Genomic DNA, 14,734 nt, shown 5'->3' with positions numbered 1-14,734 from the left:
AACACAATGCACTCGCCAAACGGGGGGGAAGCCTCTAGTATCTCCGCACCATGTCTGAAAAAGAGCAGCCTGTGCAAACATCATCCGAAGCGGACCTGATTGCCGTCCGCAGAGAAAAACTCGGAAAAATCCGGGCCATGGGTATTGATCCCTATGGAAGCCGCTTTGATATCACTACCAATCCCGCCGATCTCCGGGAAAACTTCGAAGAAGGTAAAACCGTGTCTCTTGCCGGGCGCTTGATGATTATCCGCGATATGGGCAAGTCTCAGTTCTTTACGATCGCGGACGTGCGCGGGCGCATTCAGGGATTCCTGAGCAAGGCCGACGTTAGCGAAGAGGATTGGAAATTATGGAAGCTTCTGGACCGTGGCGATTGGATCGGCATCACGGGTACGACATTCATCACCAAGCGCGGTGAACCGACCGTGAACGTGACGTCCCTGAAAATCCTTGCCAAGAGCCTGCGCCCCCTGCCTGACAAGTGGCACGGCCTGGCAGACCGGGAAGTGTCCTACCGCAAACGCCATTTGGACCTGATTGCCAATGAAGAGAGCGCCAAGTTGTTTGTCGCCCGTTCCCGGATGGTGTCGGAGATCCGTTCCTTCCTCTGCAACCGCGGGTATCTGGAAGTGGAAACGGCCGTACTTCAAAGCATTGCCGGTGGAGCCGCCGCTTCTCCGTTCACGACTCATTTCAATGCCGTCAACCAGGATCTGACGCTTCGCATTGCGTTGGAACTCTCCCTCAAGCGCCTGATGGTGGGCGGGTTCACGAAAGTGTTCGAACTCAATCGCTGTTTCCGCAACGAAGGCGTTGACCGCCGCCACAATCCGGAGTTCACCATGCTGGAAGCCTACGATGCCTGCGGCGACTTCGAGACTATGGCCGACATGGTCGAAGAGATGGTCTGCCATCTGGCGGAAAAATTCTGCGGAACGCTCAAACTGGAGCACACCGACCCCAACGGCAACCCCTATACTATCGACTTGACCCGCCCATGGAAGAGAGCCGACTACTACGATCTCGTCAAGGGAGTCGCCGGAGATGACTGGTTTGATCTTACCCCGGAACAGCGCCGTGCCCGGGCCGAAAACGACCTCCATCTGGAAATCGGAGACGACCTGCTCGATGTGGATGTCACCCAGCAGGTGTACGAAAAGCTTGTCGAAGAAAAAACGATGAGCCCCTGCTTTGTCACGCACGTCTCCAAGGATCTCGTCCCCCTGGCCAAGATCAACAAGGAGAATCCGGAAGTCGTCGATGTGTACGAACTCGTCATCAACGGTCAGGAAATCTCCCCCGGGTATTCCGAATTGAACGATCCGGACGTCCAGCGCGAACGCCTTGAACACCAGGCCGCCGGGGAAACCCAGAAGGTGGATTACGACTTCATCGAAACGCTGGAATACGGCATGCCCTCCGCAGGAGGCATCGGTATCGGTATCGACCGCCTGGTCATGTTGCTGACGGGAGCCCAGAGCATTCGCGACGTCATTCTGTTTCCGCAATTGAAGAAGAAGGATTGATTCCTTTCTCCCTCGCTTTTTCATTGCCGCCCCTTCCCTGTAAACCATGACTCCTCGCCTCCAAGACGGTTCGGAATATGGAATGGTCCAGTGGAAGGGGACCAGGCTCCATCAGGAGGATGCCGTTGATGTCGTGACTGTGTCCGGCGGCGGTTTTCTCGTGCTGGTGGCCGACGGCATGGGAGGGCACCTGGCCGGCGAGGTCGCTTCCCGCGAAACGCTGGCTTCTTTCTCGGAAGCCTTTACCGGGTATCCGGATATGGCTCCTCCGGCTCGCTTGTCCCAGGCCCTCAAGGATGCCAACCGCCACCTTGCCTCCCTCCAAAAGGGATCCCAGCGTGGCAATATGGGAACGACCCTCGTCGTTGCCTATGTCGATGCCGGCAATAATTTATACTGGTTGAGCGTGGGGGACTCGCACCTTTACCTCTGGCGCAGCGGGGAGCGGCCCCGCAAACTCAATGCCGACCACTCGATGTGGCCTCTTGTCCGGGAAGAATGGCTCCGGGGGGATGTTTCCCTCGACTATGCCTTGAGCCAGAGAAGCATTTTGCGTTCTGCCGTCATGGGGGAAAAAATTGATCTCATCGACTGCCCAGAGGAAGCGTTTCCCTTGCAGAAAGGGGATTTTCTGCTGGTTGCCTCGGACGGCCTCGATGAGTGGCTGGAAGATGTAGACACGAACAAGGAGCTGGCTTTGTCCCTGTATCCGGAGACGAAAAATCCCGAAGCTTTCGTGCACTACATCCTCGAACAAGTGGAAATGCTCGAATACCCCTATCAGGACAACCTCACGATTGTCGGAGTCAGGATTTGAGCCGCCCTCCGTTTGGGTCGATTTGCCCGGAGGGACATCTCTGATCCTTCCCGATTGCTGATGACTCCCATTTTTTGAAACGGAAACCAGACTCATGGACTGCGCGGCGTTTATTGCGCCAGTGTCGTCAGTGCCACCTTCAGGCAATGCTTTACCAGAAGGGCTGTTTCCTCCATGGCAGCATCCCGGTATTCCGGCATGCCGGGATGCCATACCAGCTCGGTCTCTTCCAATCCTTCCGTCGGAAGTTCCGGACATATGCATCGGAACGTGATATTCCGGCACACGCCCGCCCTGCGGAATTCTTTGACGATATATCGGGAGCGGAGCAGGGCGCATGCCCGGTCCCGTGTTCGGAGACCGAGCTGGATGCGCTTCCCGGAGTATTTTTTGTCCCGGGAAATGACCAGGCGTAATTTGTAACTTCCCGAGGGATTTATTCTTAATGTTGCCCGTTGAATAGTAGCCATCCGCCGATTACAACACTCTCCCTGGTAAAAAACCGCATCATTCCGCCCTGGCGCATACCTGCCCGCCCGGTGAAAAGCGTCTGGTTCATACCTGCCCGCTACCGGGGAAACCGAAGTTGCCCATCAGTCGCTGCTGGGCGACGAGCCGTAAATTCCGCATCACCGGCAGTCTTTGTTCTTTTGTCAACGGAGCCGGGGGAGGATCCCCCACCGTTACCATCGTGCACCCGCGGTAAGGGCGGGCATCGGGATAATAACCCCAGCGGTATGCCGTCCACGCATCGCCCTTTCCGCCGATAGGGAACACCATGCGGCTCTCCGGATCGGGATAGAGATGCATCGTGGAAAACCCCACCGTCACATCCTCCGGCATCACCGGATCCAGTTCCAGCCCCTCCACATATGTCCGTACCCGCCGCAAGGCATGTGCCCGGATTGCATACAGGCAGCCGTAAATGCGTTCCTTCGGATCTCCGCTGCCGCACAGCACCTTTTCCTTCATTCCGGCAAACGAGCGAAACACCGCTCCGTCCAGCAGGCACGTATCGGCATCCATTTTAATCAGGACATCGTCTTCATGCCGTATGCTTGCTTCCATTTCGGAGAGAATCCCCAGAATGCAGGACTTGCCCCGCAGATTACCTCCCCGGGGCCAATGGCTCACGCGCCATTCCACCCCCATCTTCTCCAGCTCGCTCCGCGTCGCATCCGGGCAGGGACAGGCTCCGTCATCCACTGCTACCAGACGGGCTTCCGGCAAGGCCATGCGTGCGCACAGGAACGTTTCACGAAGGAGAGCGGAATCTCCATAATACACGAAAACGTGCAAAACGATGCCGTGTTTTAGAGGGTTCTTGCTTTTTTGTTTGTTTTTCATAGGGAGCCATCATTCCAGAAACGGGATTTCTTTTTCCAGCTTGAAAAATGGGCCTAGAAAATGATTGTACAGCATTCACGTCCAAAACGTTTTGAATATTGTCCGGAATATTTCTTGAAAGCGATCGGAAGGCAAACATACCCAAAAGAAATCGCGGCAATACATGCATCGAATTTTCCGGAATTTCTCCGGTCTAGGCCCATTTTCATCACTTGTAATCAAACTGTTCCATCAATTATACGCATTCCTCGAAGGACTCTCCATGAAGGGGAAATCCTAAATGAGAATAAATATAAAATGAAACCAAAAAAACAAGCAGTATCGGGGGATCCGATAGTCTCCCTCGCATCTACAGATGAAGTAGCCAGCAGTTCGTTGGTATCAAGCTCCGAGTCGTCTAGCGAATCGTCCTCCAGTATGTCATCCTCCAGTGTGCCGTCCTCCAGTGTGCCGTCCTCCAGTGTGCCGTCTTCCAGTGTGCCGTCTTCCAGTGTGCCGTCTTCCAGTGAGTCGTCTTCCAGTGAGTCGTCTTCCAGTGAGTCGTCCTCCAGTGTGCCGTCCTCCAGTGAGTCGTCTTCCAGTGAGTCGTCTTCCAGTGAGTCGTCCTCCAGTGTGCCGTCTTCCAGTGAGTCGTCTTCCAGTGAGTCATCCTCCAGTTCATCAGAGGAAAGTAAGCCTCAGCCGGAACCTACACCCGAACCCGATCCGCAACCGACCCCCGAGCCTGAACCTACACCTGAACCAGAACCTCAGCCGGAGCCTGAGCCTACACCAGAACCTTCTCCCGATGATACGACCACGAAACCACCTAAAGAGACCGGTAAGCCTCCGGTGAAAGGCACGGACAAAGGACCGGAAAAGGAAGAAGATAAACCCAAACCGCCCAAAAATAAAGGTCCCAAATCCCCTCGACGAGGCGGTGGCGGCGGTATGCCTCCAAGCGGAGGCCCGATCCCCATTCCGCTTCCGGCACGTCCTCCGATTCTTCCCATATTTGTAACGGATCACTATCCTAGCGTTTCTTATCAGTCCCAGCCTCAGCCGGAACAGGGGAGTCCTGCTGATCCGACGAATGCTCCTTCTGCACCTCAGAATCAGCCTTCACAGGGATATCCGTCTCCCGAAGGAGATGAAAACGCCACATGCGTGCATTATCCCGTACCTGGGGCAACCAGCACAGGAGGACAAAGTGTCGATCTGGAAATCTCCTTCGGGCATTTCCCCTCATGGAAAGGCATGCCGGGTGGAAAACTCATGCTCTATGCGGTTGGTACCCACCATTCCCTCGCCAATGGCACCCTGTTGCAATTCGATCACATTTCCCAACGCCGCATTGGTGTCGTCATTCCCTCCACATCGGATAACCCGATTGGTACCAATAAAGTAGCTCTGGTCACCCAAATGGGACAATTGCGCTACTACGATTTCTCCAATAGCCCCGTCGGTACTCCTTTCGGTGGATCGGAAATCTATTCCGAACGCCTCCGTCTGCTCAATTCCGATTACACTCTCTGCTACGGCAATGTTGAAGATGCAACCTTCTTTGAAGAAACCTTCATGGATGGCTCCATCATCCACTACCGTGCCGATGATGGCACTCCCTATGCCTATTGCACCCATCAGGGCGTGTGGGTTCAGGTTGAAGAACTGGGCGGAGATTTGCGCGTCGTCCGGGAAACTCTCGACGGAAAATGCGCCTACTACGACAATAAACTGGATTCCATGCTCCATGCCAATAACATCCAGGATGACCGCATCAGGCAGATATGGTGCCGCATGGATGGCCTTCTCGATTGTCCGGATGCCCATACCATCAACTGGTACGCTCCATCCGACACTCTCGCCATGGTCGATGAAAACGGCCTCTTCCCGATTCGGGAAGGAGCAACTCCCGTGAAAACATGGAACCTGACCGCCATTGCCGGCATGGCCGAATCCGGAGACGATCCCTCCACAAATTCTCTGTCCATGTTCAAGATGAGAGCCATGGGGAATGGAGCCTTCGAAGAAAGCCGCTGGCAGCCGTATGGGAAAGACGGTACGTATTTCATCAGTGGTTCGGGACAGCAGGCTGCCTGCTCTGTGAAAGTCCGCAAAGCTCTTGAATCGGATGTGGCTCCTGTCACTCGCCCCAACGGACTGGCATTGAAAATCGGTCAATCTCCGGTTTCCGCCATTCGGGAAACAACCTACACCTTTAGGGGAGAACGCTCCCTGGATGGTATCAATCTGGATACGGCCGACTTTGTCGAATCCGTGACTCATGAAGACTATCGCAGTTATCCCTTCGGAGATGTGATCGTCAAGCGCACGAAATCCTATGGGCAGGGAACTGATCAGGTGTGGACCTATTCCTATGAAACGGACACGACCTCCCCGAACTACGGACGGATGATCCGTCAGACGACTCCGGAAGGCAATTGGACGGAATACGACTATGATGATGAAGGGCGAGTCGTCAAGGAAAGGACTCTTTGGGACGATGCCGTTTCCGTCCTGGAAACCAGAACAACTTTTGCCGATCTTTGGTACAATGATTACCGTACGGCATGTGTTGAAAAATGGGTTCTCGCGCCGGATGGAACGGAGACGATGCTCCTGAAGACTGAATCACAGTATGAGGAATCCGATCTTCTGATCCGGGAAACAGTGACCGAAACGGCTCTTGGCTCCGAATACCCGCGCATTTCCATCACGGAAACCCACGGAGATTCTGCGGAATGTCCTTTCGCTCGCGGTCGTCTCAAGAGAACGCTTTCCTACGATGGTGCGGAAACTTCCTACGATTACTCCGCGACGGATGAAGAAGGCGCCTCGTGGGCGGCGACGTCAACCCGTGTCCGTCAGGGTGTCGTCGTTCCCGGTCAATCGACCCGTTTCGTGACTCTTTACGATGCAAGCGGATATGCCTTCATCACCCGGGAGCAGGTCCATGATGGAACGGATTTTGTGACGGTTTCGGAATCCAGATCAAGTGCCGATGTCAGCGGAAGAACCATTGCTACCGTGGATTCCGAAGGCTCTACGACGGCAACGGACTGGTCATGCTGCGGCCCCAAGCGTGAAACTCACGACAACGGGACGCAGTCGTGGTATGAATATGACAGTGCCAAACGGCTCATCCGGGAAGTCCACGAAGCTCCCGCTCCTCTGCCGGAAATTCTGGAGCACGTCTCCATCTCGCGGCAGCCGGATACGATTATCACGCATGAATACGATGGCCTCGGTCGGGAGATTGCTACGGTGACGACAATCGGTTCCTGTTCTGTCCGAACGGAACAAACGTATGACTCCCAGGGCAATCTGGCTTCGACTACGGATGCCGCAGGCCTCGTCACTCGCTATGAATATTCCGACAACAATCTCATGCAAAGTGTGACTCATCCGTCGGGACAGCTGGCCGTGAGCAGAAGGAATGCTGCAGGAATCGTCATAGAAGAATCGGCCACCGGACAGCCTGCGCGTTTCTACAGCCGCCGGATAAGCCCGGAAGGAATCGTGGAAACCGTCCGGCAGGATTCGCCGAATGGCCCCATTCTTGCGGAAAGTGTCTCCGATGGATTTGGGAGAACCGTTTCCAATGGCATTCCTGCGGGAGATCAGTCAAGCGGTCTCGTCATCGAACGGCTTCGTTATGACGCTCAGGGGCGGAACATCTCCCGCGTCTCGGAAAACAAGGCTCCTCAAATCATGGAATACGATGCCTTCGGCAACATGGTGCGTTCCATCACGAAGATATCGCCCTCATCAGAGGTTGAGCCTTCCGTGGATCGCGTCACGGAGTACGAAACGGTCTATACCGGGATGAACCCGGCTCCGGCCATTCTTCCTGCCGGACTGGCGTCAGGAGTATTCCGCAAGAGTGTAACGTCCGCCATTCTGCCGGGAGGTTCCCGCGCCAATCAGGAAAGCTATACGCGACTGACGGGGCAGGAGAAAACATCCGTAAGCCTGACGAAAAACAAATACGGATGCTGGAGCGCCAGCGTGACGGAAAACAAACAGGGCAATACCATCACGACAATGTGGCAGGATGGCGTGTCCGCTCCGGCGAAGCAGTACGCTGTCGGTGGAGACATAGTCCTGTCGATCAGCCCGTCCGGAGACATTACGACCTCCGTCCGGAGCTACACGGACAACGGCACATGCCTCTACCGGACGGATGCCCGCGGCAATACGCTGACGATGGCTCACGACAAGGCCGGGCGCATCGTGACAAGCCGGGATGCGGATGGGAATGCGACTTCGTACTCCTACGACCCGGTAACCGGGCTGCTGGCCTGTACGGCCGATGCCATGGGAGGAGAAATCCATTACCGCTACAACGCGGCCGGGCAGTTGACGGAACAATTCGGTTCGGGTACGCAACCCATCCGGAAGGATTACGACAGCAATGGCCGCATGATCGCGCTAACGACATGGAGGAACCCGGGCGAAACGCTGACGGGGATTCCAGACACGCCGGGGGACACCACGCAGTGGGAGTACGACTCGTTGAGCGGGCTGCCTGTGAAAAAGACCTATGCCGACGGAACATCCGAAACGACAGTCTATAACCGCGACCGACTGGTCATCCGCACGGTCCGGGCTGATGGTTCATCGATCGGCTACATCTATCAGGCGGAAACGTGGGAACTGGCGGAAACATCCTTCAGCGACCAATCGACCCCGATATGCCATAGCTACGATGCCCTGGGGCGTCTCGCAAGCATCACGGATGGTACGGGCACCCGTACTTATTCCTACAATCATGTGGGGGATCTCGTGCGCGAAGAGTTCGAGGGAAGCGTCCGCTCCATTCTGGAATACAAGTTCGATGCCTATGGCAGGGATACCGGCTATACATTGAGCGTCGATGGAGTAAACGTCCAGGACACGGCCCTGACCTATGACAGCTTCGGCCGTCTGCAAACCGCATCGCCGGAGGAGGGGAAAGTATTCACCTGGCACTATGGTGAAGGCGGATTGCTGACCGGCATGGACTGGCCCAACGGCATGAAGAAGGAACTCCAGTACGAGGATCGCAGGAATGCCATTTCGGCCCTTGTGTACAAGGATGCCTCGGGACGGGAAGTTCTCGCCCACCGGTACGGTTACGATGCGCTCGGAAGGCCGATCCTGCTGACGGATCATGCCGGAGGGCGGGAGGAACGAAGAATCGTCCCGAATTACAATCCCCGAAGTGAGTTGATTGCCGCTGCGTATGATGGAAAGGAGGATTACACCTACACCTACGATAACATCGGCAACCGCGTCCAATCCCGCGAACTGGCTGCAAGCCGGAGCTACACCAGCAACAGGCTCAACCAGTATGTCCGCATTGAACAGCAGAATGCGGGAAACGCGTTCACGCCCGAATTTGATGTTCACGGCAACCAGACGCGGATTCAGACGCGCACCGGTGTTTGGGATGTCCTCTACGACATGCGGAATCGCCCGGAACAGTTTGCCGGGGACGGACACTCCGTTGTCTGTTCCTATGACTTTATGGGAAGGCGCACGGATCGCTTGGAATACCATGGAAACACATTGACATCGCGCGAGCATTTTATCTATAAAGGATACGTGCAAATCGCCGCGTATAAGCTGGATGCAGAGGGACAATCCGGGGATTGTTTCGTGCTCTCGAAATCCTGTTATTGGGATCCGTCCCAGCCGACGGCGACGCGTATCCTCGCGATGAAAGACGCCACGGATGCCACGATGCTCTACGCCGCCTGCGACACGGTGAAAAACATCACGGCTCTCTACGATGATGCCGGAACGTGCCGTGCTCGCTATGCCTATTCCCCCTACGGGGAAAAACTGATCGAGGAAGGCGACAAACACACAGCCAACGCCTTCGGTTTCTCCTCCGAATATGATGACAGCCCCTTGGGCCTCTATTACTACAACTACCGTTACCTCAACCCGAACGATGGACGGTGGATTAATAGGGATCCCATAGACGAACAAGATCACTGGAACCTGTACATAGCTCTTGCCAATAGGCCTTTCAATAGAGTTGACCATATTGGTTTATGGACGCGAATGAAAGGCGAAGGGCGAGAGAATCATTGGTGCGCAGGCAAAGGAGATACATTAAAGCATCTAGCATCGAAATATGATGCAAGCGAAGAAGATTGGCAGTGTTTATGGCCAGTAGGCGAGACACCGAATCATGGCTATCCTAACAATATCGAACCAGGAGATGTATATGATGCCTCTAATCTTGTGGCCTCACAAGAAGGGAAAGATATTCAGTACATATTAAGTTATGATCTAATACCAGATTATGCTGGGATATTTCCCTCTGCTGAATATGTAAATCCTATCACAGTTCCCTTGTTATTAGAAACGATTTCCAAAGAAGGCCAAGATCCTATTTCGAATTTTGTTTCAGCAGGACATGGCGGATATGGTGGGTACAGTGGATATGGCAACCGTGGGACATGGAATCAATATTCTGTACAGGATTTGCTGGATAGAAGCCATAGTGCCACATTTGAACGAGCAAAACAAAGGAAAGGTCCAATTCGTTGTTGGTTTACCCGAAAAGCTCAAGCTCGTTTTTCCGGATGCTCTTCTCAAGAAATTGCGAGGCCGTTTGCCGAACAAATTTTGAGGAAAGGAGCAATTTCATACGGAACGGACAGATCAATCGGGACGAGTTCTTTTAATGGGATTCTGAGATTATATTATAATTATATTCAAACTGGGACTTATGCTGATGGGTCTCCAATATTTTATTGGGACAAAGTTTCAAAATATATGACATCTCCAGTATGGAAAAAATTCGAAGGAAAATTATGAAAATAAAATACAAAATCATCGGAACGGCATTTTTTTCTATTTTGTCAATAGGCATATTGACTGTGTGTAAAAATGGAAAAGAAAATAATGGCGAAAGTGAAATAGTTTCTCCGTATTTTAATGATGGGAAATCATTTATACGAGATAAAGAAAGATGGCAGGCTGCTCTTTCTGCAGCCATAAAACTACCGTTGCGCGAAACAACGAACAAGGATGTCATGGATCTAATTGGCAACAACCCATCTATTAATGATTCAGATGATGATCACTATGAATATATGTATTTATATATGGGATATAATGAGAAACAGCTTCTTAACTCAAAACCAGATCGTAGGCAGGAACACATTGTTTTGTTTTTCTCGTTTGATCTAACTAATAAACTGCAAAGTGTAGGAACAAGGGTTGAAATTTTACCAGCTCCCGCATCCATGCAATAAATATAATAAGTCCAACAAAATACTTGTGCCTATATACAGGCACAAGTATTTATCCTATGATCGTAGAATAGAAATCTATCGAATCAATATTCCTGACGCTCAAATGAATGTGCCGCTTCCTGCTTCAAGATGATATGGCATCAAAGAGGCTAATCTTAGCTTGATTTGGTATCATGAGAATCATGATAGGACGATTGTACGTTTTTCGTACTCCCATATTCTCACTGTCTTGCTCTAGATCGCAGTCAGAATAAATGAAAAGAATAAAATTAATCATCATAATATTTGCAATGCTTGTTTTGCTCGTCATAGGCATTGCTGCTTGGTTGTTTGCTTATTTCCCCACTAATCGTCGGGTGGAGGACATATTGCCCTATTATCAGGACGACAATTGCATTGAATCTCTTCTATATAATCGGTTCTGCAAAAATACGGCATATAAAGTTTATAGAAGTTTTAATGGAGGGTTCAATATTGACGAATATCCGGACAACCCTAAATACCTTTATATCGTTGTCATTGATTTTCCTGACAGTAGGGATATGCAGAGAGAAGAATCTCTTCTTCTTGAGCAGATTCATGAAATGAAGAAAACGGTATCGATTGAAAACAATCATCTATACCAAGATCTGAAAGGGGCTCAATGGTCTCTTCCAAATATTAAAACATCATGCGATCCCGGTGATTTTGTCTTCCTGCGAGGATGGGAATTTAAAAGAAGTATCGATTTTTTAGTTCGACATGGGTATCACGATATTATTGTTGTCAATTTTTATTCTAAAGAAGGCAAGGGCAGAGTAGTTCTTTGTACGTGGTTGTCTGATCAATCAAATAACATGGGTTCGTCCGAATGATGAAAATTTAAAAAATATCTGGTAGTAGGAATCTTCGAAATTTCGAAGGAAAACTGCTCCAGCGTGGAAAAAATTTGAAGGGGAGTTATGAATTTTAGTAGAATTATGAAAAATAAATATATAAGTATAATCTCGATAAATGCGCTTATTTGTGGAGGAGGAATACTGATGGCGATGAATCCAGAAAATAACGGTAATAGCAGCCGAGGGAAACGACCTTATTTTAATAAAATGGGGACGATAGAAGAGAAAGACGATAAGCGTTGGGAAGAAGCTATTACAGTAGCCATGAAACTTCCCTTAGGAGAAACAACGAACAGTAATCGCATCACATGGTGCAATCTATATTTAATATAAATTGTTATTCTCTCTGAAATCGTATCCATTCGTTATCAAATTTTTCCCATATATATTTACGTGCATTTTTTCTGCGGATTTTCAGGTATTCCTTATTTCCTTGCATGATAATGAACCATGTATCATTGACTAAAAAATTCATTTCCTTGTTTTTGTTTTCGAGTGAAACAGGAAATGTATAGGCACGGTAGAGTAAATTATTTTCATCATCACGTCTGACGATGCAGGAGTAATCAATGGATGGAGTGGTGTATTTTTTATAATTCGGATGTAAGGGTGTGTAAAAGTTTTTCCCTTGAGATATTATGATAGAATAATAGTCTTCTATTATATCATGTCCTTGCAATGGGATGATATTATCAATATGAGTCTCCATACAAGGAAGAGAAATGGCTTCCTTGCCGTCATCCCAAAATACAGGGCCGCGTGCTGCGATGATGCGAGCAAGCAGAAAAGCAATTAGAAATAGTTCGATGTATAAGAATAATTTATAAAACATAGTCAGATTATGGTTGAGTCCGGTAGCACAAATAGGACCATGTATAAGCAGGATAAAAGATCATCGGATCTACATGAACATATAATTTCCCATCGACCATGATCTTGATAGTAGCATCATTTTCTTGCTCAAGATACATTCTGGAACAAGTTATCCAGGGTGTTTCAAATAACTCACGACAACGCGGATAAGGAGTTCCCTCTTCCAAATAGGCGAAGCACTTTTGTTTTCTGGTATGTTTATCTTCATTCTTATATGTAATGATGGTCACATGCAGTGGAGAACAGCCATTTGTCACATGACGCCATTGCTTGCTCAAGAGGCTGCAGGAAAAGCGAGATTCCAAATTCACATTTCTTGTATCAATTCGGCTTTCAGGTCCTCTTTTTATGACAAACAGATAGCTGATGCTCAGCATAACTACAATTACACCCAGAACAAAAAGAGAAATAATTTTACCGAATGATTCTCTCATACCTTATCGAAGGGATATGCAATATTTTGGGTTTTGTCAAGATAGGGGAGAAGTTTCATTATATTTATCGATCAATCAGTCCGGGGTGACTATTGTACATGGGCTCACACTCCATACTGGAATACAAGTTTGAGGCCAGTGCCAGGGATGCTGGCTATTCTGTTGTTTGTTTCTATGATTTTATGGGAAAGCGCACGGATCGCTTGGAATACCATGGAAGCACATTGACATCGCGCGAGCATTTCATCTATAAAGGATACGTGCAAATCGCCGCGTATAAGCTGGATGAAGAAGGAGAATTGGCGATAGTTTTCAGGATATGAAAAAGATTATTTACATCATCATTGCAGTGATTTTTATTGCTTCTTTATTGGGGAGCATAATGTATTCTCCGGAAAAGAAACCGCCTGTTCTGGAACATATCACAACAATTGCAGTCCCTTCGTATTCATGGCAGGATTACAGTGACAGGAAGGCTACTGAAAATGAAGATAATACTAAAATTTCATTTTCTGATGATGATTCCTGTTTGGCAACCTGGCCCGGGGATACACTCTATGTTTATGAAACGGAATCCGGCAAACTGGTCAGGTCAATTTCTGGAGTGAAGATGGAGGAGCCTTTGCCAACTTCATATGAGGGTAGATATATTTACCTGGCTTGTTTTCTTCCATATTTTTATACAAGAAAATATCTTCCACTTGTACCTGTTGCGATTCCGGATGGATTTACGGAATTAAAAGGACATATCAAGAAAGCGTCGTCATACATTAAGATGATTCGGCAATTCACGGGTCCTTATAAAAAAGGCAAAAAAACATTAGATGATGAATTAATCGGCTTTGTGGATGAAGGGACAAATTGTTACAGAGTAATTTATGATGATGATCGGCAGCATGATCCTGGAAATACGACTTTGGATATTTTGGATACTCAGGGGAATAGGATTAAGGAATGGAAGCTTAAAAAAAATTTTCGTCCGAGAGTATTTACCTATCATTCTGTGACGAATGATATATGTATTGAGAGAGGCGATACTTTTTATTTGACAAACTTTCATCATTTGGAAGTTATACATGCTCTCCCTTGTCCGACATTTCCGGGGGAATGGGTTGCCAGCGCTGCTGAACCTGTTTTTAGTCGGGATGGAACCTTGCTCTCTCTGCGGTTCTACCGTAGAACGGGAAATTGGGAAGTGGCAATTCCGGGAACGTATTTAGTTCATCTTTTGATTGATGTTAAAACAGGTGAAATAGTAGCAGAACAACGACTAAAAACCAGATCCAATATATTTTTGGGGAATAGATATTGCGCTATCGTTCCTGATGGTCAAACGATAGAAATTTACCGCATCAATTTGCCGTAGTTTTAGTTCGACATGGGTATCACGATATTATTGTTGTCAATTTTTATTCTAAAGATGGCAAAGGCAGAGTAGTTCTTTGTACGTGGTTGTCTGATCAATCAAATAACACGGGTCCGTCCGAATGATGAAATTTAAAGATATATGGTAGTGGGGATCTTCGAAATTTCGAAGGATAATTGCCCCAGGAAGGCGACAAGCACACAATCAACTTCTTCGGTTGATCCTCCGAATATGACGGTTCAAGTATGGACAGAATTT

The 14,734-nt window shown here is 49.4% G+C and carries 12 protein-coding genes; 7 read left to right on the top strand and 5 right to left on the bottom strand.

What is annotated here, in order from left to right; all coding sequences use genetic code 11:
* Positions 1–50 precede the first annotated feature (50 nt).
* Together lysS and QET40_RS02700 are read left to right on the top strand one after the other, a co-directional pair.
* A complete protein-coding gene (lysS, locus tag QET40_RS02705) occupies positions 51–1,529 on the top strand; it encodes a lysine--tRNA ligase (protein WP_280125638.1) in 1,479 nt (492 codons plus the stop codon).
* 46 nt (positions 1,530–1,575) lie between these two features.
* Entirely contained in the window at positions 1,576–2,346 is a 771-nt protein-coding gene (locus QET40_RS02700; RefSeq protein WP_280125637.1) for a SpoIIE family protein phosphatase, read from the top strand.
* A gap of 110 nt (positions 2,347–2,456) precedes the next feature.
* Here QET40_RS02700 and QET40_RS02695 read toward each other — a convergent pair whose 3' ends face one another.
* The 3 genes from QET40_RS02695 to QET40_RS02685 all read right to left on the bottom strand — a co-directional run bounded on the left by QET40_RS02695 (position 2,457) and on the right by QET40_RS02685 (position 4,354).
* On the bottom strand, positions 2,457–2,816 hold the full coding sequence (locus QET40_RS02695) for a hypothetical protein (RefSeq protein WP_280125636.1): 360 nt from the start codon (positions 2,814–2,816) through the stop codon (positions 2,457–2,459).
* Positions 2,817–2,901: 85 nt separating this feature from the next.
* A complete protein-coding gene (locus QET40_RS02690; protein WP_280125635.1) occupies positions 2,902–3,693 on the bottom strand; it encodes a hypothetical protein in 792 nt (263 codons plus the stop codon).
* A 397-nt stretch (positions 3,694–4,090) separates the two neighbouring features.
* Positions 4,091–4,354 (bottom strand): hypothetical protein, encoded by a 264-nt coding sequence (locus tag QET40_RS02685; protein WP_280125634.1) that lies wholly within the window; start codon positions 4,352–4,354, stop codon positions 4,091–4,093.
* 170 nt (positions 4,355–4,524) lie between these two features.
* Between QET40_RS02685 and QET40_RS02680 the strand changes: the two genes are divergently transcribed.
* From QET40_RS02680 to QET40_RS02665, 4 genes are all read left to right on the top strand, one after another.
* Positions 4,525–10,485 carry an RHS repeat-associated core domain-containing protein gene (locus tag QET40_RS02680; protein ID WP_280125633.1) on the top strand — a complete coding sequence of 1,987 codons (5,961 nt, stop codon included), beginning with the start codon at positions 4,525–4,527 and terminating at the stop codon, positions 10,483–10,485.
* Positions 10,482–10,925 carry a hypothetical protein gene (locus tag QET40_RS02675; protein WP_280125632.1) on the top strand — a complete coding sequence of 148 codons (444 nt, stop codon included), beginning with the start codon at positions 10,482–10,484 and terminating at the stop codon, positions 10,923–10,925. The genes QET40_RS02680 and QET40_RS02675 overlap by 4 nt, the downstream gene beginning before the upstream one ends.
* 290 nt (positions 10,926–11,215) lie before the next feature.
* The gene (locus tag QET40_RS02670; RefSeq protein WP_280125631.1) at positions 11,216–11,779 is read left to right on the top strand and encodes a hypothetical protein; all 564 of its coding nucleotides are present in this window, start codon (positions 11,216–11,218) and stop codon (positions 11,777–11,779) included.
* A 105-nt stretch (positions 11,780–11,884) separates the two neighbouring features.
* Complete coding sequence (locus tag QET40_RS02665) at positions 11,885–12,136, top strand: hypothetical protein (protein ID WP_280125630.1); 252 nt, start codon at positions 11,885–11,887, stop codon at positions 12,134–12,136.
* Positions 12,137–12,140: 4 nt separating this feature from the next.
* Here QET40_RS02665 and QET40_RS02660 read toward each other — a convergent pair whose 3' ends face one another.
* The gene (locus QET40_RS02660) at positions 12,141–12,635 is read right to left on the bottom strand and encodes a hypothetical protein (RefSeq protein WP_280125629.1); all 495 of its coding nucleotides are present in this window, start codon (positions 12,633–12,635) and stop codon (positions 12,141–12,143) included.
* A 7-nt stretch (positions 12,636–12,642) separates the two neighbouring features.
* Positions 12,643–13,110, bottom strand: a complete 468-nt coding sequence (locus QET40_RS02655; protein ID WP_280125628.1) for a hypothetical protein — start codon at positions 13,108–13,110, stop codon at positions 12,643–12,645.
* 319 nt (positions 13,111–13,429) lie between these two features.
* On the opposite strand from QET40_RS02655, the gene QET40_RS02650 reads away from it, so the two are divergent.
* Positions 13,430–14,476 carry a hypothetical protein gene (locus QET40_RS02650; protein ID WP_280125627.1) on the top strand — a complete coding sequence of 349 codons (1,047 nt, stop codon included), beginning with the start codon at positions 13,430–13,432 and terminating at the stop codon, positions 14,474–14,476.
* Positions 14,477–14,734: the final 258 nt, after the last annotated feature.

This window comes from Akkermansia sp. N21169 (genome assembly GCF_029854675.1).
Taxonomy (GTDB): Bacteria; Verrucomicrobiota; Verrucomicrobiia; order Verrucomicrobiales; family Akkermansiaceae; genus Akkermansia.
This window is presented reverse-complemented; position numbering and strand designations above follow the sequence as displayed.

What these genes read in the sequence shown, in the direction of transcription:
- lysS (WP_280125638.1), top strand. Translation starts at nt 51, where the DNA reads ATGTCTGAAAAAGAGCAGCCTGTGCAAACATCATCCGAAGCGGACCTG.
- QET40_RS02700 (WP_280125637.1), top strand. Translation starts at nt 1,576, where the DNA reads ATGACTCCTCGCCTCCAAGACGGTTCGGAATATGGAATGGTCCAGTGG.
- QET40_RS02695 (WP_280125636.1), bottom strand. Translation starts at nt 2,816, where the DNA reads ATGGCTACTATTCAACGGGCAACATTAAGAATAAATCCCTCGGGAAGT.
- QET40_RS02690 (WP_280125635.1), bottom strand. Translation starts at nt 3,693, where the DNA reads ATGAAAAACAAACAAAAAAGCAAGAACCCTCTAAAACACGGCATCGTT.
- QET40_RS02685 (WP_280125634.1), bottom strand. Translation starts at nt 4,354, where the DNA reads ATGAACTGGAGGATGACTCACTGGAAGACGACTCACTGGAAGACGGCA.
- QET40_RS02675 (WP_280125632.1), top strand. Translation starts at nt 10,482, where the DNA reads ATGAAAATAAAATACAAAATCATCGGAACGGCATTTTTTTCTATTTTG.
- QET40_RS02670 (WP_280125631.1), top strand. Translation starts at nt 11,216, where the DNA reads ATGCTTGTTTTGCTCGTCATAGGCATTGCTGCTTGGTTGTTTGCTTAT.
- QET40_RS02665 (WP_280125630.1), top strand. Translation starts at nt 11,885, where the DNA reads ATGAAAAATAAATATATAAGTATAATCTCGATAAATGCGCTTATTTGT.
- QET40_RS02660 (WP_280125629.1), bottom strand. Translation starts at nt 12,635, where the DNA reads ATGTTTTATAAATTATTCTTATACATCGAACTATTTCTAATTGCTTTT.
- QET40_RS02655 (WP_280125628.1), bottom strand. Translation starts at nt 13,110, where the DNA reads ATGAGAGAATCATTCGGTAAAATTATTTCTCTTTTTGTTCTGGGTGTA.
- QET40_RS02650 (WP_280125627.1), top strand. Translation starts at nt 13,430, where the DNA reads ATGAAAAAGATTATTTACATCATCATTGCAGTGATTTTTATTGCTTCT.